Here is a 22,182-nt window from a genome sequence, read left to right on the forward strand (position 1 = left end):
GAAATCCAGCATTAATACGAAGATAAATAAGGTGTCAACCTAGTCTTCTTAAAATAACATGTGCTTATCGCTTTAAATGAACAGCGTAAAAAACGAAGGCAGCACAAAGCCATAAAAAAATCCCCATCGCATGATGGGGATTTTTTTTACCGGGCTCTCCTTATATTTCCTTTCGATTATCGTCCGATTCAATATCGATCAATTTATTGTAAGGATCTATACCTACCTGTTCGGGTTTTTGATCAACAATTAGCGTCATCGTATTGTTGATTCGATCGATTTTATGCTTTTTTAAATAAAGCTCCTGACGTTTATTCCCGTCTTTGCTTTTCTTATCTGAGAAAATACCAACCTCAATATAGTCTGCCAATGGCAATGATTTCAGGGTCACACGATCTGATTTCTTAAAGGACAACGGCTGTCCACCTTCGTCATTGTAGCTCTTTTTCCCATTGCCATCTACGCGGTACTTGGACACTTCAAATTGGATATCAACCTGGTATTTACCATCCTTAAGTTTTTTAGAACTTACTTTTTCTATTTTATTGTTATACAAGGTGATCGTTTCAAACATATCTTTAATCAGGTAACGTAATGAGTCAGGAGTAGCCTGTCTAAAACTATCCACAAACTCAGATGAAGTTGTATACGGTGGGTTTTGAAACGCTGTACGTTGTAAATAAGATTGGGCTGTCCTGTTAAAAAGATCCTCGCCCAGATAATCGCTCAAGGCATAAAGCACCAGGGATCCCTTTTGGTAATGGATGTACATTTGATTTTCATTATACATCAACGGCTTTTCACCTAGTTTTTCGGCACTTCGTCCTTGCAAATAGCCATCGAGCGCATCTTTGAGAAACTTACGCATCTGCCCTTTACCATATCTTTTTTCCAAAACCTTGAGCGATGAATATTCAGACATACTTTCGGACATCAATGTAGCCCCCTGCACATTGGCTCCTACCACTTGATGTGCCCACCACTGATGTGCAATCTCATGGGCTGTTACCGCGTAGGGATAATCGACCGCATCTTCCTTCTTCTCATTGACATCAGCAATAAAACCGATCGCTTCGGAAAAAGGAATTGTATTTGCAAAGGACTGTGCGAAAGTTCCCGCTGTGCGCGGAAATTCAATAATACGCAATTGTCGATGCGGGTAAGCACTGTATTCTTTCGTATAGTAAGCCAAAGAAGCCTTGCTGGAAGCCATCATCCGATCGAGGTTATAAGTATGTCCTTTATGGTAATAAATCTCCAAATTTACCCCGTTCCACTTATCTTTTTTGACTTCATATTCGGCCGAATTAAATGCAAAAAAGTTCAGGATTTCCGAATCCATTTTATATTGATAGTACTTACGACCATCTTTCTCCCATTGTTTTGTGAGATAACCCGGAGCAATAGCCAACTGATTCTTGGCCGTACTTACCGTAGCTTCAAAACGGATCCAATCGGCATCGTTGGATATATAGTTATTCTGCAGGGCCCTTTTGTCAGTCTGCGCAGCCATTCTATCGCGATACGGAAGTCCATACTTTTTGCGGACATCATTGTCTACCAACTCGCCACGGTCAAGATAGCCTATATTCGGAAACAGCATATTGTTGATAAACGTACCATTGCCCTTCACAGGCGACTTTTCATTTATCCAGGTATTGGCCGGACTAACAGTACTAAATTTCAACACAATAGAATCGCCCGGAGCCATCGGCTTCTCGAGTTTATAAATATTGAAATTATATTTATCGTCGGCAGAGATCAATTTATTTGGTACACTTAAAGAAAATGTATAATCGTAATTATTGTAATTGACAAAAATAGAATCAATAGGCGTATTGGTCTTGTTTTTCAATACATAGTCCGCATGCGCTTTAAAACTTCGCGTATCGGGAAAAATATCCAGATTAAACTTAATATCCACGACACGGGGCTGCGGCCTGTACTGGTATTTCTTATATTTCTTTTCCCATTCTACAGCTTGTTTTTCATGATCTAAACTGGTATAATATGGATTTTTAATGTGGTTTTCGTAATATATTGCAGCACCGATGCCAATAAAGCCCGCAAAGGCAAAAATGAGCAGCGCTGTTGTTACCGGTCCCAAATTCGCCTTAAAAATACCCCAACGCTCCCTAACTCCCGAAAAACCACCTCTTCGCCATAACAGCAGGGCGATGACAGCAAAAAACACCGCAAAAAGCAGCCAATAAACCCGATACGTTAAAAACGGAAGAACATAGCCGAATCCATCCATATCCGAGTAATCCAGATCCGGTCCCTGATTAAACTGATAGATCTCCTGTTCTACACCGACCATGGATAAAAAGGGTAATCCAATAAAGAGGGTCAATAACACAAAAAATCCAGCCAGGTAATTTTTGAAAAGCGTATGTACAAAAAGTGAAATAAATAGCCATACCAAATTTGACAACATACCATACACCATCAGATGCATCACATATTGTCCAATTTCAAAATTATAATAATGATGGTACATCTGAAACCCCATGCAGGTCGCAATCACAACGGCCAGCAAAGTCAATTGCATCAAAAGAATTGCGATAATTTTCGATCCCATAAAAGCCCAGTTGGGCGTCGCTGTTGTATCTAACAATCCCCCCATCCGCGTAATGCTTCCACGGTGAACAAGAAGTCCTGTAAAAAGAAACGTCAGGATCAGCAGGAAAAACTTAAATGTAGTCCCCGGTATCATCAGCATTTTCCAGGTCACCGGATAGGTTGACGTTCCGAATATCGAGCCAATGGTGCTTGCCATCAAGATGATGAACAATACCCCTACCAAAGTCAATATTAAAAACACCGGATTTTTGACGATATAGCGATAGTCGTACCGTGCCATTGTCCAAGTCGTTTTCAAATAATGAAAGGTCGAAAAATCATAGTTTACTTTAGGTAGATTGATTTTGAAGATACTATCAAAGTTATTTTTGGTTAAACGGGATCCTTTTTTCGATGATTTAAAGGAAATCGAATGTTGTGAAAAAGAAAACAACATATAAAATCCGCCAATGAATAAGGCTGCGACAGCGAGCCATATTAACCGGTTATAAATAACAGCTCCGGTAAAGGGAAGATTATTGACATTCTTCTCATCTGGAGACCAGTATTGGGTATAGTATGAGATGGCACTATCCCCAAAAGGATCTATCAATGCCCCCACAAAACGATTATCCATATTGTTCGCCAGATTCTGAACCAGCACCTGAAGAATAATAAGGATCAACACCGCGACAAAACCAACGTATACGTTTCGTGTCAATGTCACCAGCACAAAGATAATTGCACTAAAAATAATGAGATTTGGGATAACCTGTACAAGATAGGTCTGTAAATATGCCCAAACATGAATTGGTCCCAATAAGGATTGATTGATACCCGGCACAAATTGTGCGACGATAATACCCAAGGTTGAAGCAAGTACAATAACCAATACAACAGCTACTGATCCAAAGAATTTACCAAGTAGATAGTCCGTTTTTGAGAAAGGGTAACTGAAAAGTATTGTATGCACCTGGTATTGAAAATCCCGGTAGACGCAGGCTCCAACAATGGACGGTATCAAAAAATAAATAATAGTCGACATGCCATTAACCATGCCATTAATCGCCCAAGGAGAATTCATAATGGTATTGGATGAGGTCGTTGCTGTTATACCGTCGAAGATGCCGAGTGAAGACAACATAATAAACAGCGAAAGCGCAAAGAAGAGTGCCATATAGATGTAGACGGCAGAACTCTTAAACCAACGCGCAAACTCAAAATGAAAGATGGCTTTAAACATGGCGTTGATCATTTTTTAGCGCTACAAAATAGACATCCTCCAATTGGCCTTGAGCGTTCACAAATGATTCATCGGGACGCACATCGCTGTACACCCGAATATTGAGTGTGTTGTCCTGATTGTAATTGGTTGAAATAACGTTATATTTTTGTGTATACTCATCCAGTTGATCCCGACTGATGATACGTACCCAGATCTTACCATCCAATTGATCGATGGATTCTTTAGGAGTGCCTCTCAAAAGAATCTTTCCCCCGTTCAGAATGGCCAACTCATGACACAGTTCACGCACATCATCCACAATATGCGTAGAAAAAATGACGGTATGATCTGTACCTATTTCCCGAAGAACGTTCAAAAAACGATGTCTTTCCGCTGGGTCAAGCCCTGCAGTCGGTTCATCTACAATGATTAACTTGGGATCATTCAGCAACAATTGCGCAATACCAAAACGTTGCTTCATCCCGCCCGAGTAACCACTTACGCTTTTATTTCGCACGTCCCAAAGATTGGTTACCTCAAGAACACGATTGATAATGGCATCCCGATCGGCTTTCGATTTAATTCCTTTAAGCTTTGCAAAATATTGCAGCAGATCTGATGCAGAGAGATTGGGATAAACACCAAATTCCTGTGGCAAATAACCCAAAACTTTCCGCAAATCGAGCTGATTTTTGAGTACATCGATATCACCAAAAGTAATACGGCCACTGTCGGGTTTTTGAAGCGTAGCAATTGTCCGCATTAAAGAAGACTTGCCAGCACCATTTGGTCCAAGTAAACCAAACATCCCGGGCTTAATTTCTAAGTTTACGCCATCTAAAGCTTTTACTCCATTAGAATAGGTCTTACTAAGGGTCTCTATGGATAAATTCATAATTTATTTTAACTGTTAATAATATGTTAGTATACCAAAACAAGGATATGTTACATCAAGATAGTAAAAGTTAAAAACAAACGAAAATGAAAGGTTTCCAATGGACACATCTGCAGACAAAAAAACTGTTTTTGCTTTTGGACAAATACCCTAAAAAGATGAGTCTCCAAGCGGGTTAGATAGCATTAAAAGATCTACTAAAAACTTCGCAATAATGGCTGTGTACTACATCGAAAGGATCCGCCAAAGCTACGGCTGATCTGGAAATCAACGTATTCAACATGGACACCACAAGCGGAGAGCTTATCTCCAATATAGCCAAAAACAGGATCTGTCACATAGACTGTCGGATTAATAGGCAGACCATTGGTTGCTAGCAAGCTCGCCTCCTTCAAATTGACCACAATTTTGTCCCATGTTTTCAGTTTTTGGGGTATCCCATAGGGTAATGCTTCCTCACAAACGATCATCAATCCTTCGCGGATCAGCCCTAGTGCACAGTCCAAATGAAGTATATTGGGATGAAGTTTCAACTCTTCAACCTGATAACCATAAGGCTGTAATAGTTTAGAGAGCCACTTAATCCCTAGGCTATTCGAGGAAAGCCCAGAGTTGCCGACAAAAATATGTTTACCGTATACCAGGATGTCGCCTCCTTCTAGAAAAGGGCCATGCCATAATCCCAACTCCTCCTGCTCCGCCATGGCGGGTCTTGGCGCAGCCACATAAAGGCAGTCACTTTGATAAACTTCACGTTCCAACACATCCCGGATGGGCCATATTTCATTGCGGCGCTGCATAAAACGGATTGACCCCTCAATAACGGCATTTCCGATGGTGAAAAATGGGTCTCGGACAAAGAAATTAGAATAACCGTGTTCTCCTCCGGATACTTTTTCAGGTGTTGTTAGGTTACGTGGCCGCAACACTTCAACGCCATATTTCTCCAACAGCAAAGCAAAATTATGGCGCTCTTGTTCCCATGCCTTTTGCAATTCGGGATACACTTCTCCAAAATCTTTTCCTGCATTGGCATCGTCTCCCTCCAGCGCAGTGGAAGATAAAAACCGAAGATCTTCAACCTTCATCATTTCCGGAAAGCCAAATTCAGAAACCGTAAGAATAACTTTCTTTAAAGGGGCAAACTCATTTTCTACAAAGATCATAGCACTGATTTTAAGTCCAATTTGCTTTTTTTTATCAAAAAAAACAAATGTATAGGAAAGCCGAACCTAAATTCCTAGAACCCAGTGCACATTGAACAAATCAGTTACTTCAATAAATTTCTGCTGCATATCAAAATCTATTCTTCTTTTTTGTTGGGATGTAAGTCTTTCAATCAATTCCCCACGCTCGGAAATATCCCGACAGGGCAAAAACACAGCGACGTAGTTTCCTACTCTCCGTCCCTCGTTGTGCACCAAATCAGAGCCGTAAATTGCGACACGTTCGGAAATAAGAGTGGCACTCACTACAGGCATTTCAGCACAGCCCTGCAAGGGTTCTTCGAACATATCAAAATGTAACGTTCCCCCAAAACAGGTCTGATAAAACGTAAGTGCCGCTCTACAATTTCCTGAGAATGTAATAAAAATTCCGCTTTGCAAGCGTTCCATTGGCTGAACTAACATCATATCAATTGGCTATGCATCCGGTATTTCAGGCTCTACAAGTTTTCTCATTTTTTCCAACGACTCTTGCCATCCAAGGTAGCACATCTCGGCAGGAATAACCTCAGGAATTCCAGTCTGTTCAATCTTAAGTTCTGTACCACAGATCACTTTACGCAAGGAGACAGTGGTAGTCATTTCACCCGGTAAATTGGGATCATCAAATCGATCCACGTACTTGATAAAGGTATCTTGTTCAATCTCAAGGTACTCACCACCAAAAGAATGGCTATGACCGGTACTAAAATTAATGAAGGTCATTTTGAAACTTCCGCCTACTTTAAAATCCATTTGCTGTACTGTACAGACAAAACCATAAGGAGGCAGCCAGCTGGCATGTGCTATCGGATCTGCGAAAGCACGGAACACCTTTTCAGGACTCGCCTGAATAATTCGATGTAAAGAAACCTGATTCGTTTTCATATCTATATTGTTTATAAGTGAATAACTATTGCTTATTTTTTGTTTTACTCGCTCTCAGTACATTCTTTCAGTCCAATACAATCCGGTAAACTTGCTACACTACTGAAGCCTGATGATATGCTCCTGTACCAGCTGTCTCCTTGTTGCTTAAACGAGCAATCTTGGCCTGATAGAAATAAGAAACAGCAAGTATCCCCAATACTAAAATGGGCATCATCATAAATGCTGCATTTTTGTCAACACATGCGTGACTGATAAAAGCAAATATTAAATTGAATGTCAATCCAGCATAGGCCCATTCTTTTAATTTGGTCGGAACCTGCGGTACTGCAATTGCAATAACACCCAACAGCTTACAGATAATTAAAGCATAGGCAAAATAGTCGGGATATCCCAATGGTTTTGTGCCCGCATTGATATATTGCGGCGCAAATAACAGTGTTCCTAGTGGCATCAGTCCTTCCCAGAGAACTATAAATACCGTTGCTATCCAAAAAGCAATCTTGTTCTTTTTCATTGTATAAGTCGTTTGTGTAAGTGTATAATCTCAGCGATAATCAGCCTTGAATCCTTGAATTACTAATTCGCAGATTCTACATAGTTTACGAAGTTATTTAAAATAGCCTGCCAGCCCGATTTTTGGAATTCAGGATCATTTTCCTGTTCTGCATCAAAAACTGTAATCACACTGGTTTTCCCTTCCACTTCTGAAAAAAGCGTATTTACAGTTCTTCCATCAGCCATGGTATACGCAATTTCCCGGTATAAATTTACCGTATGGTAGGTTCCTTCGAAGTCAAATCCGAAGCTTCCATCTTTTGCCTCCATTCTATTTTTAAAAGTACCATCCACGCGAAGATCATTTTCACTGCTTGGGCAGTGCCAGCTCGGGTCTGCCGAGTTCCATCGCATAATATCCGTCGGACTGTTCCATAATTTCCATACTTTTTCTACAGGAGCATTAATCGTTGCTTCAACTGTAATTTTTGTCTGTCTTTCCATTGTTTTTCTATTATTTATATTGATATAACAAAGATGCAAAGGATCACAACACTGCGGCTGTTGCAAAGACGACAACTTTAGGGGTAGATTACGACAAAAACTATTTGTACCTTTATATCATAAACCAAAAATGATATGCAAATCTCTGTTTTTGTTCCCGAATACGGCACTATCGAAGGTATTACCCCTGCATTCAGAACCTTTCATACAGCCAATGAATTTCTTACGGCCTTTGGAAAACAGCCTATTTTTGAAGTCGAATATGTAGGTTTAACGACCTACGTCCCAGCCAATAGCGGGGAGTATACCATTAAGACAAACCGGCTACTACAGGACGTTCAGAAAACAGATCTGCTTATTATACCGCCTATTTTTGGCAACATAGAAAAAGGAATACGTGATAATGCCGAAGCGATCCCTTATTTTACAAAACTGTACCACAAAGGGGCTAGTCTTGCCAGTCTATGTGTGGGTGCTTTCTTACTCGCTGAGACAGGTCTTTTAGATGGAAAAAAATGTTCGACACACTGGGCACATATCGAAGAGTTCAAGGAAAAATACCCTCACATTGAAATTGAGGATGGCGCTGTGATCACTGAACATGAAAATATCTACAGCAGTGGTGGCGCGAGCAGCTTATGGAATCTGATACTCTATTTAGTGGAAAAGTATTCCGACAGGGAAACAGCCGTACTCATAGCCAAATATTTTGCGCTGGATATCAGCCGGGATAATCAATCGCAATTCGCCATATTCAGAGGCCAACGTAATCATGCTGATCTGGATATCCAACAAGCTCAAGACTATATCGAGAAGAAGTACGAGGAGAAAATTACAGTCGAAGAACTGGCCAATCATGTCAATATTGGGCGGCGAACATTTGAACGGAGATTCAAAGAAGCAACCAACAACACGCCTGTCGAATACCTCCAACGCGTACGCATCGAAGCTGCAAAAAAATTCTTCGAAGCATCACGAAAAAACGTTTCCGAGGTGATGTTTGATGTAGGCTATACCGATACAAAAGCCTTTCGGGATATTTTTCGAAAAATTACAGGCCTTACACCAATAGATTATCGAAACAAATTTGCGAAGGTAACTGCTGATGTCGCCATTGAGCAATAAGCGGTGATAAACAATAAAGCCACTCTGAGGAGTGGCTTTATCATTGCTCGAATTCCTTATATTTATTTTAACATCATTTCCCGAATATACTTCACGGGTGAATTACCAAAACTCAGGAATTTTTCGTTGAACGCCTTCAAATTAAACTGTTTCCCTTCTTTTTGTTTAACAGCTTCCCTGAGGTCATAAATTTCTTTATATCCCGTAAAGTAAGACGTCAGCTGCACACTGCTCACAGACACACGTTTCCATTTACCGGCTGCTTCGGCCTGTTGTTGAAACGCCTCATCGACCAACAAATGCATGGCGTCTTTTTCACTCATATTTTTCACATGGACGCTATAATCGAGTATAGCATTGCAAACGGTACGCAGATGCCATTTGTACCACATCAACCACATTTCAGGGGCATTGTCACCGTAACCATTTTCGAGCATCATTTGTTCGGTATAGACAGCCCAGCCCTCAATCATTGCACCATTACCTAAAATACTCTTGATGAGACTCGGCGATTGGTTCGCATACACCAATTGGGTGTAATGCCCCGGAATAGCTTCGTGTATATTCAGTATCTGTAAAATGTAATGGTTATACTCCCGAAGGTAACTCTCTGTTGCCTCTTTGGTCCAGCCTGTTAGACTGCCCACATTGTAATAGGTATTCCCACCTTTATCGTAAGGACCGGGTGCACTGATTGAAGCTCCCGCAACACCAGCCATATAAGCAGGCTCTTTACGCACCACGAGCGGCTTGCTATCATCGATATACAATAAATCCTTTTGTTTGACAAACGCAACCAACTTCGGTATCTGTGTTTCGATAGCGGATTGAAACTCTTCTGCTTTAACATGTTTGACAGACAGGGTGTCGATCATCTTTCGAATGACAAGCAAACTATCTGACGGCAAGGACGATTTTCCAAAATATTTAGGCCACAGCTCTTTGCTGATTTTATACATCTCACCATGTAAATAGCTTTTTCTTGCTAGCGCAGCCTGATAAATCTGTTCGGCTGTTGCCCCCGATTGGATATCGAAATCAAATTTCTTGTCGTAAAGTTCTTTTCCTAATCTAAAACTTCGCGGAGAAGGATTAGGTGTCACTTTTAAAAATTGAACATACCCGTTGATCGCCGCAATAGCTTGTTGTGAAGCCTTCTGGATGGCCTCCTTTTCTGAAGCCGGCAGATCGGATTTTTTCAGTGAATCCCGTAAATCGCTTTCAAAAACAGATAAACTGCCCAAATTCTGTTGAATTGCCAAATCGGTCAATACCAAGGCCGGATTTTTAAGCTGTCCTTTCGCGGCCTCATAATAGGCTGGAATCTTCGTCAAACGTTGATAAATAGCTTTAAGTCGGGTCGATAATGGTGCATAATTCTCGGCAAGCATAAAAGCGATCGTCCCCCCAACATTGTACGAAGAAGGATTCCACTCATACGCGCGCTCCTTCTCAATAGACCAAACATTGGATTCAAGATAGTTTTGAATCAGATGATAATCTGTTTGCTGAGAAAGATTCAAGGTGCTCAGATCAAAACTTTTGAGGCTGTCCAAATGTCGCTTTGAAAACTCCATACGTAGTTTTCGCGTATTGGCATCCGGAATTGTCAACAAGGAATCATACTGATGGAACCCTACTTGGGTAGCCCATTCCGGATTTTCTTTCCAAAGCTGCTGAATAAAGCGGTCCTCATACGATTTAAACTTTTCATTCACAGCAGTATCAGCAGCAGATTGTCTGTTATGAGTTCCCGATCCACAGGAAGCCATCAGGCCCAATCCAGCGATAGCAAGGGTATATGTTATAAGTTTCATTGGAGTAATTTGTCTAAAATTAACATTATTGTTGATGAATTTCAGCATTTTACTCCAATAATTTAAAACTATAACCAGGTATGAAATTTTTGGATAAACCAATTTTTGACCCACTGTGTAAGTAAACAATAGCAGACCAAAATGCCGATAAGCCATGGAAAATAAGTCAGAGGCAGTGCTTCCATTTTTAAGGCAGCGGCAAATGGCGTAAACGGCAAAACGACACCAATAATCATAATTAAACTCGTCAAGGCAACAACCGGTGCAGCAGCCCAGCTTTGAATAAAGGGTATTTTCTTGGTCCTTATCATATGAATAATTAATGTTTGTGAAAGCAATCCCTCTACAAACCAACCAGTCTGAAAGAGTGTTTGATCCGATACCGTATTGGCCTTGAACACGAAAAACAATACCGCAAAAGTGGCGAAATCAAACAATGAACTTATGGGGCCAATAAATAACATAAACTTAGAGACACTACCAGCATCCCATTTCTTTGGCTCGACGATAAATTCCTCATCCATGCTGTCCCAAGGAATAGATACCTGCGATATATCGTAGAGTAGATTTTGAATAAGCAGATGCACCGGCAGCATCGGTAGAAAGGGAAGAAAAGCACTGGCCCCAAGCATACTGAACATATTGCCGAAATTGCTGCTTGCCGTCATCTTGATATATTTAATGATATTTCCAAAAGTTCGACGTCCATAAATAACCCCTTTGCGCAGCACCATAAGATCTTTTTCCAGCAGAATGATATCTGCACTTTCTTTGGTAATGTCAACAGCCGTATCTACACTGATACCCACATCAGCCTCCTTAAGTGCCGCCGCATCATTGATACCATCGCCCATAAAGCCAACCGTATGTCCCTTATCCCGCAATGCTTTTACGACACGAACTTTTTGGAGAGGACTTAATTTTGCAAATACCGATACCTCATCAACACATTGATTTAACTCGGTGTCCGGAATGCTATCTAATTCATTTCCATTGACAATCCGATCCACCGGAATGCCGACATCCATACAAATTTTGCGTGTGATAATCTCATTATCTCCTGTCAACACTTTGATCCCGATTCCCAATTTTTGTAAGGCTTCAATAGCCGGCTGTGAAGATGGTTTGGCCGGATCCAAAAAGCCGATAAATCCCGTCAACGTCAATTTCGCTTCATCTGCAACAGCATAGGTCAAGGGGTGAGCACCTTCAAATTCGCGGATGGCAACCAGTAAAACACGTAATCCCTCCTCATTCATCTTTTTCGAGGTTTTCAATACAATTTTACGCATCGTATCGTCCATCGGTACAGTACGGTCATTTTCGACATGCAGGCTACGGTCATCTCCCGGATCAAAAGCGTGTGTACAAAGCTCAAGCATTTCCTCTACGGCCCCTTTACAGATCAGCAAATGTTTACCATTATGCTGTTTGAGGACCACAGACATCCGTCGCCGCTGAAAATCAAATGGAATCTCGTCAATTTTCAGATATTGATCCTCCACTTTCAGGTAATCGTGTAATTCGGCATGTTCCAACACAGCCTTATCCATCAAATTCTTGAGACCAGTCTGATGAAAACTATTGAGATAGGCCCATTTGAGCACCTCATCATCTTCGACCCCATACACATTAAGATGTTTTTCCATGACGATCTTGTCCAATGTCAACGTTCCTGTTTTGTCGGTGCACAGAATATCCATGGCACCTATATTCTGGATAGAATTTAACCGCTTGACGATGACTTTACGCTTGCTCATATTGACAGCCCCCTTAGCCAAGTTAGCGGTGACAATCATGGGCAGCATTTCGGGAGTTAAACCTACAGCGACAGCAATGGCAAACAGTAGCGCTTCTGTCCAGTTCCCTTTCATCAATCCATTGATCAAGAAGATCAGCGGAACCATGACCAGCATAAAACGGATCAATAAGAAACTCACCTTATTTATACCCTTATCAAAACTTGTTTCGGGACGTTCGCCGGTAATCGATTTGCTGATACTCCCAAAATAGGTGTAACTTCCTGTCGTCACAATCACGGCTATCGCCGATCCACTAACAACATTGGTCCCCATAAAACAAATATTACAAAGTTCAATAGGTGATTTTTCCGCCGCATTCCGGATAGGCAAATAATTCTTCTCTACCGGAAGCGCCTCTCCAGTCAGCATACTTTCACTCACAAAAAGATCCTTACTCTGAACAATACGGCAATCTGCAGGTATCATATCCCCAGCAGAAAGGTATACAATATCTCCCGGCACCAGTTCGACAATAGGAATCTCTCTTTTCCCTTTAAATTTCCGCAATACTGTTGCCGTAGTTTTGACCATACTTTTTAATTTTTCTGCCGCGGCATTACTTCGATACTCCTGTACAAAACGAAGCAGCGCACTGACCAAAATCATAATGGACACCACAACAACTGTTTTATAATCTCGTTCGCCAACCTCTGGAAGCCCTACATCGATGATAAAGGAAACAGTGGCAATCAATACCAGAATATATATAAAGGGGTTGGCAAAAGATTTCAATAGCTGCACATACCACTTTGGGGCCTTTTGATGTTTCACCTCATTTAATCCAAATTTCTGTTGACGTTCCTTAGCCATTTCATCTGTAATCCCCTCTCTGCTCGTTTCTAACATCGCGCAGGCAAGCTTTTCATCCTGACTGGCCACCCCCTGCAACTTGGTCACGGTCCCCACATTCATTCCATTGGAACTGATCATATTGTGCAATGGATTCTTTGTTGTTTTATTGTTCATTTTAATCATAACCCTATAGCCCCTTTCATGTTAATTTCCCTAAATCCCGTTCTTATTATAGATCCGATTCTTATTACAGGTCCGACTCTGTACCTATAATTTCCCAGCTTATTTTTGTTACTCTTTCCTCGATGGTCAATCGACTAGCCATCCGTTCGATAAGACTGTCTTGCTGACCGATGGCTCTAACGATGGCCCTAATGACAACGCCGTTTGTAGCGAGGGTATCGTCACTCGAAAGCGAAGACAACAACAGTTTTTCGTTACTGCTCAGCATCTGCATCAATAAAACACGAATATGATTTTCGATGTCTATCCCACAGCCTATGGTCAGTAGATATTCGGTTTGTGATGCTGCAGATTTATTAAAAGTCAGGAAGGCCATTTTTTGCCCGATTGGACGAAAGATCAGGTGTGTAAAAATAATAGCGAACGCAACCACAAATGCTTGGGCATGCAAACCTAGACCACAGAGCGCCCCTACTGCAGCCGAACACCAAATCGTCGCCGCCGTGTTTAGACCATGCACATTCAAACCGTCCTTCATAATCACACCAGCGCCAAGAAAACCAATTCCGCTGACCACATAAGAAGCAATCCGTCCGGTAGCATCACCGCCAATTTCTATCGAAAGCAGCACAAAAGCTGCTGCTCCCAACGAAACTAAAGTATTTGTCCGAAGCCCCGCATTTTTCTGGCGCCATTGGCGCTCTACTCCCACAGCAGCCCCCAAAAGCAATGCTACAAATAATCGTATGGCAAATTCAAAAACACTCATCTCTTTGTCCTCCTTTGCCTGCAAAGGTGCGCATTCCTACCTCCATGATCCGTTAGAGATCTTTTAGAAAATTATTAGAATTTTATTAGAGAAATAATCAAATTAAAAAACTGTAATACAGTTACTTATAATTTAAGTCTAAAATTTACAGATCAAGCTGTCCAATTTCTTTAACTTCAAGCATTGTTGTGGTGTAAATCAGTTACACTAAAAACAATAAAAAAATGAAACAACGCATCAATTTTTTCGCAAAAGGGCAAAACGCCATGAAATCAATGTATGGAATAGGTACATATCTGAGCAATTGTTCGATAGAACAAGAGCTTTTGCATCTTATTTATTTCCGTGTATCACAAATCAATGGCTGTGCGTATTGTCTTGACATGCATTCAAAAGATCTACTGGCGACCGGAGATCAACCACAACGATTGTTCTTATTGGATGCCTGGCGGGAGGCACCTCTGTATAGCGAACGTGAACGTGCTGGGCTGGAATGGGCCGAAGCCGTGACGAAAATTACGCATGGTGATGTGTCGGACGAGGTTTATACGAAAGCAACTGCTGTATTTTCGGAAGAAGAACTTATCGACCTGACCTTGGCCATTACAGCAATCAATTCTTATAACAGGATCAATATTTCCTTCCGCACACAAGCAGGAAGCTACAAAGTTGGGCAGCACAAAGTACAGCCAACCTCATAAACACGAGGTCGATATTTATACGATAAATTAAACCATAAAAATGAAAGATTTCATCTTATTATTTCGTCAGGGGGCCAATGAACCAAGTCAACTGACAGAAGAAGAAGCAAAAGCTGTAAACAAAAGATGGTACGACTGGATCAGTGACATCGATGCGCAAGGTAAACTGAAGGATCATGGCTCCCGTCTTGAGCCAGCCGGAAAGGTATTAAAGCCAGGCGGTATCGTTACGGATGGACCTTTTGTGGAGATTAGGGAAAGACTCGGCGGTTTTATTGTCGTCGCAGCAGACGATCTTGACGAAGCAACAACCTTGGCCCATGGCTGTCCTATACTCGAATTTAATGGTAGTGTAGAGATACGTGCACTGCTCAACTAATCATATACGGGGCAGCTGTACACGCGCACAGCCGCCCCTAATTTAGACTTATGGATCCGGATTTTCTAAAACAGCTTTTCCAGCAAGAATTTACCAAAATAGTCGCTGTCATCAGTAAAAGTTTTGGTCTTCAATACATCGAAATCGCCGAAGATATAGTCAGCGAAACTTTCTTATTGGCCACAGAATCTTGGCAGACCAAAGGCGTTCCTGCAAATCCTACGGCTTGGCTCTACACGGTTGCAAAACAAAAGACACTGGCCCACTTTAGAAGAAATAAAATATTTACAGATAAAATCATCCCTGCAGTGCGGCAGAGCGAGCCGGAAGCAGAAAGCTTCGACGACTTTAATTTCTCGCAGGAAAATATCAAAGACAGCCAATTAAAAATGCTGTTTGCAATCTGCACGCCAGCAATTGCCAGTGAGGCTCAAATAGGTCTTGCCCTTAGAATCCTCTGTGGTTTTGGTATAGACGAAATTGCCGAGGCATTTCTTTCCAACAAAGAAACCATCAATAAGCGCCTATTCAGAGCAAAGGAAAAACTACGTTCAGAAAAAATCGAACTCGAACTGCCCTCCGAAGCAGAAATTATTAAACGCCTCGATAACGTACTCCATATTATTTACCTCTTATTTAATGAAGGGTATTATTCTAAAACCCAAAATCAAATTTTAAGAAAGGAGCTCTGTATTGAAGCGTTACGCCTTGCGCTAATGCTTTCGACTTATGAAAAAACAAATACACCTAAGACCAATGCGCTTATTGCGCTGATTTGTTTTCATTCCTCCCGTTTCGAGGCAAGGCTGACCAATGAAGGTGATTTCATTTTGTATGAGCAACAGGATGAGGAACGCTGGAATCAAGAACTTATACATCAAGGGCTTCATTTTCTCAAGAACGCTGCATCGGGCGATGAACTCACATCCTACCATCTGGAGGCTAAGATTGCTCAATGCCATTGTATAAAGGAAGACAGTCCAGAAAAATGGGCCGAAATACTGCAATGGTATGACCGTTTATTAGTCGTCAATTATTCCCCGGCAGCTGCATTGAATAGAATATTTGCACTGTATAAAGTAAAAGGTGTTAAAGCTGCATTAGTCGAAGTAAAAACCTTACAACTAGAAGACAATCATTTTTATTTTGTGCTGCTGGGAGAACTCTATAAGGAACTGGATAAAAACAAAGCCATCGCAAACTTTAACAAAGCAAAAATCCTGGCTAAAACAACATTGGAAAAAGAGATCATCCAACAGAAGATTGATGCTATAAAGTCTGCAATGGCCTAATTTGTTTACTACTTATCGATTACTTTTGCTCCTTTCCAATAGGATACAAAAAGTTGGTATAGCTCCGAGGGCTCCAAATCAATAGTTGAGGACGAATACATGATACACAGTTCTTGAGTGGATTCTTGATAAGCCATTTTCCATAACAGCGACGAAAGCTGCTCTTTATATTTAGGGGTATTACCCAATGTAACAATGACCATCGTATCACCACCGACTTTTTGTAAGTCGATGCTTTTGACATCCTGCCAGTCGCCTTGGCCAAAAGCTTTCGATACTGGTGTTGTCTTTCCAAGAAAATATCGGTCGTTCAAAACAATTTGCGCTGTTTTATCCCGAAGGCTCAGTAGGCTGGAAAACAATAAAATTAAGAGTACTAGCAATGCTCCTGCAGAGAAAACTGTCGGTTTGGCTTTAAATACACCATCAAATAAACCGATACTGTACAATAAAACGATCAGAAGCAACAAACATAGGCCTCCCGAAATTGACAGTAGCTGACTTGTTTTCTTTTTATTTCTGTATAAGCTTGTTTCCTTCATCTGCTTAATTTCCCCAGTTAACATTCAGGTTATGTTTTTCAGCATAAGCTTTTCCTAAAGCATATACGTTGTCAAACACCTCGTTAATGGAAGGCATATCGTTTTTTTCGATCTTTTGGAGTAATGCCTGCTTTTCTTCAGCCGAACCTTTACCGTCACATAACTTGGCATAAGCGGTATATTCATTTTTATAGACAGGCAACACTTTTTCAAATAATGCAATAGACTGCTCTTTCAGTGCTTTTGCATCGGCATCGGAAACATTCAGTTCCTTAATATCCTTTAAGGCCTTTTCAACAACCTGAATTTTGATCCCGACAGATTTTTGAGCTTCATCGCCTACTTTCTTACTGGAGGGCATATCCGCAAATTCTACGGTCTCCTGCTCGAGCTGTTTGCCGTAGCGTTCAGGGGCAAAATCTGCTACAAGATTTGTGTTTAAAACAACTTTTCCGAAAAAAGTCTCTGGACTTGGGGATTGACAAGCTGTAAAAAATAAGCTCATCGACATAAAAATAATAAATAGTAAGTGCTTCATATATAAATTCTGTTTGTGACCAAAGTAATTAATTATCATGAAATAGGCAAACATGCTGCCCCTGCCCTCCTGCTTTATAAAACTGTCATCAACCCTTCCTTTTAGGCAAAAAAGCACGATATCGGAGCGATTTATATTGCACAAAATGTTAATTTTTAATATATTAGCAATTACAACATAAGAGATTAAAAACAGTCATTATGGGCTATGATATTAGTTACCACCCCATCTCAGAACAGCAGATAGAAACTTGGTATTTTGACTTGCTCAAAAATCCTGAAAAGATTGAGGAAGTTTCTGCAACTCACCAACTAGAAGACTTCTATAAAACCAAATACCAAGACACCTTAAATGCGGGCCGGGAAACCGACAAAAATGATTATTTTGACAAAACCCATGGTTTTTTCATTGCTGTTGTCCAAGGTTTTTTCGAAAAATACTTCTATGTTCGAGGTGGAGCACTGTCCTTCTCCAAAAATGACCATTTATCCAGCTATTACAAACAGTGGGAACAATTTGTTCAACAAGAATTTCTAACCAATAATATCGAAAATAAGCTTGTAGAAAATTATTGTTCCGGTGTCTTTATCCCCGCAGAAAAAGTCGCGCAATTGTTGATAGATTACCAAAGTGACCCGACGATCAAGGCTGAATTAGATACGCTATTTTCTGATAACCGTATTTCTATTTTCCTCAATGCACTGCAATATGCCAAAGATCGTAACCTGGGTCTCTTGGAAGCAACAGAAGTTGTAGAACCACAACCTTTTGATCTGAATGAATCAAAAAGTTACTCCAACCTTTTTAACTGCGACAAAGAAGGACCACTTTTATATCAGACAACAGCATTAAAACAGATTCAGGAAATAGAACAACGCAATGGACTTCCAGAAAATGAGATTTTACCAAATGTCAAAACAGAGACAATCCATGCAGACCCTAAACATTTTGAAACCACAGACAGCTCTCAAAGCAGCAAAAAAAAGAATTTTTGGAACAGATTATTCGGTAAAAATTAGGCGCTGGTCTCAGCTGGACATTGGCACTATAGATACCTTTAATAGCATCTACACTGTTGAAGAAATCTTGAATTCCGACCCATTGAACACTTCAATAATTTTGGATTCAATCCGTTATACGGATATATTCCAATAACAATTGATTGCCTTGTATCTGAATTAAACAAATGATTTGACGATATTCGTCTTAGAACTATAACTGCTCACCCCATTATGATCATCATTCTTCTCCTTATTATTCTTACGCTGTTCGGGATTGTATATCTGCTTCGTTCGGCTGTCAAAAAACAACAGCGGAAAATAACAATTGCTGAGTATGCCATTATCATCGGCTACCTGATTTCATTAATGATAAGCGGAGTAGGGCTATTATTCCACTCGAGTCAATATAATCAAGCCGTAGATCCTGTAGATGGTGATTGTTATATTCCCTTCGGCGGAAAACACCTTGTATCGCTATCATTTTATTTTATTGCATTCAATATTTCAGCAATAGCGATTTGGCTCAAGGGACGAAAAATCCCTCCTATTCCTCTTGTTCTGATGCTGATTATGTTAATGATAGGTAATATTATCAGTCTGTTTGTGCTCTTTCAGGTCAGTCACCACGATACGTCCACATTGGATATGTATATTGGCAACGAAGGAACTTTATTCTTTATTTTCACGCCAATATGCTGCTTGATTATGGGCATTGGGCTAATCCGTAAAATCATCGTTGAAGAGCGGGGTTACGCTATGAACAGAAGCTATGCCAACAGCACGCTCAATAAAATCAATAACCTGCTTTCCTCAAAACTGAATTATCCGGCATGGGCTCTTATTTTACTTGTTCCGGTCTTTCTCCTACTAACTATCATCCTTGTCCTATTGGGGCAGGATCGGGATTCAATGGTGAAAGTTTTCACAGAAACAACTACTTGGGCTTTTTCACAAAAAATGCACCCTCCTATCCTCGATCATCAGGGCCATTACCTCTGTACAGTTGCGGCAAAAGGAGATCCTGCCCTTGTTAAACCCCTACGGCTGGGCACAAGACATGGCAACACGATCATTGTCAATAGACAGCTTCAGGTGGCCAACGCATTCGAAGAAATATTAAGCGATGTATCACCAGCACTACATCGCTATGTCAGATATTGCTACGATAAATATGGTTTTAATATCTCCGTCAAAATTAATTCCAACAGCGCATCAAATGTGACTTATATTTTGATGAAACCACTAGAATATATATTTTTATTTTTCTTATATACATTCTACGTCGAACCCGAAAAGAAAATCGCAAAACAATACAGCTAATTTTTAAAATCGTAGCCAACAATCAGTCATTACCCCAATTTTCTCCATTTCGGGAAGCATTTCATTTTAATCATTATGGATCAAACACATTATTTTATCGTTCTGACAGGAGGACCTGGAGTCGGTAAAACTACCTTATTAAATGAATTAAATAAGCAGGGATTCAGCATTGTGGAAGAGGATGCCCGGCGCATCATCCGAGAACAATTGGAAGCTGATGCCGATGGTTTGCCCTGGAAAAATAAAATTCACTATGCCAAACTCATGTTGGCCGCTTCATCAACCAGCTATTTGATGCAGGTGAGGCAAGATCACCAAAACTACATTTTTTTTGACCGCGGAATTCCAGATACATTGGCATATATTGCGATGGAAGGTCTTTCAATCGAAGAAGAACTGCTTCACGAAGCAAAAGGTCGACGTTATCATAAAAAAGTATTTATATTACCGCCTTGGGCTGAGATCTATGCGAATGACAACGAGCGGAAACAAACTTGGCGGGAGGCCGAAAACACTTTCAAGATAATGAAAGAGACCTATACACAACTCGGTTATGAAACCATTGAGGTTCCAAAAACAACGGTAAACGATCGCGTTCAGTTCATCCTGAAAGCCCTGGAACAGCAAAACTATTGATTCCGCATTTCTTTCTCAATACGGCGGTCAGGTATAAGCCACATAATAGCGACTGTTCCATACATGAGCAAACTGATATAGGGATTAATAAAAGACAGCCCTATCCCCAAAAAATACAGCGCTGTAGAAATATTTTCCTTAACCTTCGATTTAACCGCTTTTTTAAGTGCAGATTCTTCCCCTTCGATTTGAATCACAAAATATTCAACGATATTGTATGATATGGAACACATGATCAGGACAAAGCCATAAGCGATAATAGGATCCCTTTCAAAATGTGACTCACCAATCCAATTTGTTGTAACCGGCATTAATGATAGCCAAAACAATAAATTCAAATTGCTCCAAAGAACTTTTCCATTTACTTTTCGAACAATTTGAAAGAGATGATGGTGATTATTCCAGTACAGTCCAACGTAAACAAAACTAACGATATAGGAGATAATTTTAGGATATAATGGTTTAAGGCTAGCAAAAGTAAATCCTTCAGGTACTTTTAATTCAAGTACCATAATCGTTATAATGATGGCCAAAACGCCATCACTGAATGCTTCTAACCTGCCTTTAGTCATTTTTGAAGATCGGAGTTAATAGCTGATACTGCAGGCCTAAGCGAAATACATTTAATCGTGCCACACCGGGATCAGCACCAAGCATCCCGTTGTTATAATCCTTCACTCCCCATGAATAACCGGCAAACACGGTATAACGGTCATAATTTACATTAAACTGTAAACGAGGGCGTAGATCCAAATCAATAACCTTGCCGCGGTCACGATCAAAACTTGTTTTATTCCCCTGTTTATCTTCAATGCTACCATTTTCTTTGATGCTCAGCGTTTTGGCAATATCCATACCCAGCTGAATATCCATTGTCATCGGTTCAAAAAAGACACGATAGCCAACAAAAGGATTAAAATTGATAAATTGTTGATTTAGACGGGTCTGACCACGGCTTCCATTCATAAACTCATTGCCTTCCAAATCAATCTTTGTCTGCAATCGTTCATATGCACCCTCTAAACCTAATATTAGGTTGTTGGCAAAAACATAACGGTAGTTTAAAGCGCCACCAATATTGATTCCATATTTTTTTCCATAGGGATTATTGGTATAATAGTCCTGTTGCGTAGATCCATTCAACGTACTCTTTGCTTCGGTTCCCGATCCCGTAAAATTGGATACACCTGAGGTAACACCCACACGTAGTTCATGAGATTGCGAGAAAGCCATAAAATGGGTTATACCAGCAAAAAGTCCGACAAGTAAAAATCTCTTCATCATAACCGAAATATTAAATTAAAATCCTTTAAAAAATTGAGTGAATTTGATTGTTAAAAGTAAGAAAATTTATGTGATTCAACTTACTCCAATCTTTATTTTTTCTGTAACGATAAGGTGTATTCATCAGCGGAAATCCATCAATCTTATCAGCCAATAAAAAAATACGGGAGACAATATGACTATATTTATTGAACTACATCAATGGAAATGAATCAATTCAGGCT

At 40.4% G+C, this 22,182-nt stretch carries 21 protein-coding genes; 7 read left to right on the forward strand and 14 right to left on the reverse strand.

Annotated features, from left to right (window positions below):
• Nucleotides 1-160: 160 nt before the first annotated feature.
• The 7 genes from ACHWSC_RS20175 to ACHWSC_RS20205 all read right to left on the reverse strand — a co-directional run bounded on the left by ACHWSC_RS20175 (nucleotide 161) and on the right by ACHWSC_RS20205 (nucleotide 7,777).
• Nucleotides 161-3,805, reverse strand: a complete 3,645-nt coding sequence (locus tag ACHWSC_RS20175) for a M1 family aminopeptidase (RefSeq protein ID WP_394677946.1) — start codon at nucleotides 3,803-3,805, stop codon at nucleotides 161-163.
• Nucleotides 3,798-4,682, reverse strand: a complete 885-nt coding sequence (locus tag ACHWSC_RS20180) for an ABC transporter ATP-binding protein (RefSeq protein WP_075993939.1) — start codon at nucleotides 4,680-4,682, stop codon at nucleotides 3,798-3,800. The genes ACHWSC_RS20175 and ACHWSC_RS20180 overlap by 8 nt, the downstream gene beginning before the upstream one ends.
• A 197-nt stretch (nucleotides 4,683-4,879) precedes the next feature.
• Nucleotides 4,880-5,848 carry a dimethylarginine dimethylaminohydrolase family protein gene (locus ACHWSC_RS20185; RefSeq protein WP_394677947.1) on the reverse strand — a complete coding sequence of 323 codons (969 nt, stop codon included), beginning with the start codon at nucleotides 5,846-5,848 and terminating at the stop codon, nucleotides 4,880-4,882.
• Nucleotides 5,849-5,914: 66 nt separating this feature from the next.
• Nucleotides 5,915-6,298: a VOC family protein gene (locus ACHWSC_RS20190; protein ID WP_394677948.1), complete on the reverse strand. Its 384-nt coding sequence runs from the start codon at nucleotides 6,296-6,298 to the stop codon at nucleotides 5,915-5,917.
• Between the two features lie 27 nt (nucleotides 6,299-6,325).
• Nucleotides 6,326-6,775 (reverse strand): SRPBCC family protein, encoded by a 450-nt coding sequence (locus ACHWSC_RS20195; protein WP_120336211.1) that lies wholly within the window; start codon nucleotides 6,773-6,775, stop codon nucleotides 6,326-6,328.
• Nucleotides 6,776-6,869: 94 nt separating this feature from the next.
• Nucleotides 6,870-7,292, reverse strand: a complete 423-nt coding sequence (locus tag ACHWSC_RS20200) for a DoxX family protein (RefSeq protein ID WP_333626967.1) — start codon at nucleotides 7,290-7,292, stop codon at nucleotides 6,870-6,872.
• Nucleotides 7,293-7,354: 62 nt separating this feature from the next.
• Nucleotides 7,355-7,777 carry an SRPBCC family protein gene (locus ACHWSC_RS20205; protein WP_120336209.1) on the reverse strand — a complete coding sequence of 141 codons (423 nt, stop codon included), beginning with the start codon at nucleotides 7,775-7,777 and terminating at the stop codon, nucleotides 7,355-7,357.
• 135 nt (nucleotides 7,778-7,912) lie between these two features.
• Here ACHWSC_RS20205 and ACHWSC_RS20210 point away from each other — a divergent pair, with 135 nt between their 5' ends.
• Entirely contained in the window at nucleotides 7,913-8,902 is a 990-nt protein-coding gene (locus ACHWSC_RS20210; RefSeq protein WP_088162733.1) for a GlxA family transcriptional regulator, read from the forward strand.
• A gap of 62 nt (nucleotides 8,903-8,964) precedes the next feature.
• On the opposite strand, the gene ACHWSC_RS20215 is transcribed toward ACHWSC_RS20210, so the two are convergent.
• The 3 genes from ACHWSC_RS20215 to ACHWSC_RS20225 form a co-directional block, all read right to left on the reverse strand.
• Nucleotides 8,965-10,719 carry a DUF885 domain-containing protein gene (locus tag ACHWSC_RS20215; RefSeq protein WP_394677949.1) on the reverse strand — a complete coding sequence of 585 codons (1,755 nt, stop codon included), beginning with the start codon at nucleotides 10,717-10,719 and terminating at the stop codon, nucleotides 8,965-8,967.
• 68 nt (nucleotides 10,720-10,787) lie between these two features.
• Entirely contained in the window at nucleotides 10,788-13,487 is a 2,700-nt protein-coding gene (gene mgtA / locus ACHWSC_RS20220; protein ID WP_394677950.1) for a magnesium-translocating P-type ATPase, read from the reverse strand.
• 73 nt (nucleotides 13,488-13,560) lie between these two features.
• Nucleotides 13,561-14,265 (reverse strand): MgtC/SapB family protein, encoded by a 705-nt coding sequence (locus ACHWSC_RS20225; RefSeq protein WP_394677951.1) that lies wholly within the window; start codon nucleotides 14,263-14,265, stop codon nucleotides 13,561-13,563.
• Nucleotides 14,266-14,489: 224 nt separating this feature from the next.
• Between ACHWSC_RS20225 and ACHWSC_RS20230 the strand changes: the two genes are divergently transcribed.
• From ACHWSC_RS20230 to ACHWSC_RS20240, 3 genes are read left to right on the forward strand one after another with little or no spacing between them, the layout of a single operon-like run.
• Complete coding sequence (locus tag ACHWSC_RS20230; RefSeq protein WP_394677952.1) at nucleotides 14,490-14,966, forward strand: carboxymuconolactone decarboxylase family protein; 477 nt, start codon at nucleotides 14,490-14,492, stop codon at nucleotides 14,964-14,966.
• A 40-nt stretch (nucleotides 14,967-15,006) separates the two neighbouring features.
• Nucleotides 15,007-15,345 (forward strand): YciI family protein, encoded by a 339-nt coding sequence (locus ACHWSC_RS20235; protein WP_075993946.1) that lies wholly within the window; start codon nucleotides 15,007-15,009, stop codon nucleotides 15,343-15,345.
• Between the two features lie 50 nt (nucleotides 15,346-15,395).
• Nucleotides 15,396-16,637 carry an RNA polymerase sigma factor gene (locus tag ACHWSC_RS20240; protein ID WP_205400551.1) on the forward strand — a complete coding sequence of 414 codons (1,242 nt, stop codon included), beginning with the start codon at nucleotides 15,396-15,398 and terminating at the stop codon, nucleotides 16,635-16,637.
• A gap of 8 nt (nucleotides 16,638-16,645) precedes the next feature.
• Here the strand turns inward: ACHWSC_RS20240 and ACHWSC_RS20245 are convergent, their stop codons facing one another.
• Both ACHWSC_RS20245 and ACHWSC_RS20250 read right to left on the reverse strand, forming a co-directional pair.
• A complete protein-coding gene (locus tag ACHWSC_RS20245; RefSeq protein ID WP_120336206.1) occupies nucleotides 16,646-17,203 on the reverse strand; it encodes a hypothetical protein in 558 nt (185 codons plus the stop codon).
• The gene (locus ACHWSC_RS20250; protein WP_147420985.1) at nucleotides 17,184-17,717 is read right to left on the reverse strand and encodes a hypothetical protein; all 534 of its coding nucleotides are present in this window, start codon (nucleotides 17,715-17,717) and stop codon (nucleotides 17,184-17,186) included. Before ACHWSC_RS20250 ends, ACHWSC_RS20245 begins: the two co-directional genes overlap by 20 nt.
• A 200-nt stretch (nucleotides 17,718-17,917) precedes the next feature.
• On the opposite strand from ACHWSC_RS20250, the gene ACHWSC_RS20255 reads away from it, so the two are divergent.
• The 3 genes from ACHWSC_RS20255 (at nucleotide 17,918) to ACHWSC_RS20265 (ending at nucleotide 20,674) form a co-directional block, all read left to right on the forward strand.
• Nucleotides 17,918-18,736: a hypothetical protein gene (locus ACHWSC_RS20255; protein ID WP_394677953.1), complete on the forward strand. Its 819-nt coding sequence runs from the start codon at nucleotides 17,918-17,920 to the stop codon at nucleotides 18,734-18,736.
• Between the two features lie 213 nt (nucleotides 18,737-18,949).
• Nucleotides 18,950-20,038 (forward strand): DUF6688 family protein, encoded by a 1,089-nt coding sequence (locus tag ACHWSC_RS20260; RefSeq protein ID WP_394677954.1) that lies wholly within the window; start codon nucleotides 18,950-18,952, stop codon nucleotides 20,036-20,038.
• 75 nt (nucleotides 20,039-20,113) lie between these two features.
• A complete protein-coding gene (locus ACHWSC_RS20265; RefSeq protein WP_394677955.1) occupies nucleotides 20,114-20,674 on the forward strand; it encodes an AAA family ATPase in 561 nt (186 codons plus the stop codon).
• Here the strand turns inward: ACHWSC_RS20265 and ACHWSC_RS20270 are convergent.
• Together ACHWSC_RS20270 and ACHWSC_RS20275 are read right to left on the reverse strand one after the other, a co-directional pair.
• On the reverse strand, nucleotides 20,668-21,246 hold the full coding sequence (locus ACHWSC_RS20270; protein WP_120336201.1) for a TMEM175 family protein: 579 nt from the start codon (nucleotides 21,244-21,246) through the stop codon (nucleotides 20,668-20,670). The genes ACHWSC_RS20265 and ACHWSC_RS20270 overlap by 7 nt on opposite strands.
• Entirely contained in the window at nucleotides 21,239-21,958 is a 720-nt protein-coding gene (locus ACHWSC_RS20275; RefSeq protein WP_182983496.1) for an outer membrane beta-barrel protein, read from the reverse strand. Before ACHWSC_RS20275 ends, ACHWSC_RS20270 begins: the two co-directional genes overlap by 8 nt.
• Nucleotides 21,959-22,182: the final 224 nt, after the last annotated feature.

The sequence above is a fragment of the uncultured Sphingobacterium sp. genome (assembly GCF_964277905.1).
Classification (GTDB): domain Bacteria; phylum Bacteroidota; class Bacteroidia; order Sphingobacteriales; family Sphingobacteriaceae; genus Sphingobacterium; species Sphingobacterium siyangense.

Excerpts from the sequence above, each read along its gene's own strand:
- ACHWSC_RS20175 (WP_394677946.1), bottom strand. The coding sequence starts at position 3,805 with ATGTTTAAAGCCATCTTTCATTTTGAGTTTGCGCGTTGGTTTAAGAGT.
- ACHWSC_RS20255 (WP_394677953.1), top strand. The coding sequence starts at position 17,918 with ATGGGCTATGATATTAGTTACCACCCCATCTCAGAACAGCAGATAGAA.
- ACHWSC_RS20215 (WP_394677949.1), bottom strand. The coding sequence starts at position 10,719 with ATGAAACTTATAACATATACCCTTGCTATCGCTGGATTGGGCCTGATG.
- ACHWSC_RS20230 (WP_394677952.1), top strand. The coding sequence starts at position 14,490 with ATGAAACAACGCATCAATTTTTTCGCAAAAGGGCAAAACGCCATGAAA.
- ACHWSC_RS20235 (WP_075993946.1), top strand. The coding sequence starts at position 15,007 with ATGAAAGATTTCATCTTATTATTTCGTCAGGGGGCCAATGAACCAAGT.
- ACHWSC_RS20265 (WP_394677955.1), top strand. The coding sequence starts at position 20,114 with ATGGATCAAACACATTATTTTATCGTTCTGACAGGAGGACCTGGAGTC.
- ACHWSC_RS20245 (WP_120336206.1), bottom strand. The coding sequence starts at position 17,203 with ATGTTAACTGGGGAAATTAAGCAGATGAAGGAAACAAGCTTATACAGA.
- ACHWSC_RS20275 (WP_182983496.1), bottom strand. The coding sequence starts at position 21,958 with ATGATGAAGAGATTTTTACTTGTCGGACTTTTTGCTGGTATAACCCAT.
- mgtA (WP_394677950.1), bottom strand. The coding sequence starts at position 13,487 with ATGAACAATAAAACAACAAAGAATCCATTGCACAATATGATCAGTTCC.
- ACHWSC_RS20190 (WP_394677948.1), bottom strand. The coding sequence starts at position 6,298 with ATGGAACGCTTGCAAAGCGGAATTTTTATTACATTCTCAGGAAATTGT.
- ACHWSC_RS20260 (WP_394677954.1), top strand. The coding sequence starts at position 18,950 with ATGATCATCATTCTTCTCCTTATTATTCTTACGCTGTTCGGGATTGTA.
- ACHWSC_RS20205 (WP_120336209.1), bottom strand. The coding sequence starts at position 7,777 with ATGGAAAGACAGACAAAAATTACAGTTGAAGCAACGATTAATGCTCCT.
- ACHWSC_RS20200 (WP_333626967.1), bottom strand. The coding sequence starts at position 7,292 with ATGAAAAAGAACAAGATTGCTTTTTGGATAGCAACGGTATTTATAGTT.
- ACHWSC_RS20270 (WP_120336201.1), bottom strand. The coding sequence starts at position 21,246 with ATGACTAAAGGCAGGTTAGAAGCATTCAGTGATGGCGTTTTGGCCATC.
- ACHWSC_RS20210 (WP_088162733.1), top strand. The coding sequence starts at position 7,913 with ATGCAAATCTCTGTTTTTGTTCCCGAATACGGCACTATCGAAGGTATT.
- ACHWSC_RS20180 (WP_075993939.1), bottom strand. The coding sequence starts at position 4,682 with ATGAATTTATCCATAGAGACCCTTAGTAAGACCTATTCTAATGGAGTA.
- ACHWSC_RS20225 (WP_394677951.1), bottom strand. The coding sequence starts at position 14,265 with ATGAGTGTTTTTGAATTTGCCATACGATTATTTGTAGCATTGCTTTTG.
- ACHWSC_RS20195 (WP_120336211.1), bottom strand. The coding sequence starts at position 6,775 with ATGAAAACGAATCAGGTTTCTTTACATCGAATTATTCAGGCGAGTCCT.
- ACHWSC_RS20185 (WP_394677947.1), bottom strand. The coding sequence starts at position 5,848 with ATGATCTTTGTAGAAAATGAGTTTGCCCCTTTAAAGAAAGTTATTCTT.
- ACHWSC_RS20250 (WP_147420985.1), bottom strand. The coding sequence starts at position 17,717 with ATGAAGCACTTACTATTTATTATTTTTATGTCGATGAGCTTATTTTTT.
- ACHWSC_RS20240 (WP_205400551.1), top strand. The coding sequence starts at position 15,396 with ATGGATCCGGATTTTCTAAAACAGCTTTTCCAGCAAGAATTTACCAAA.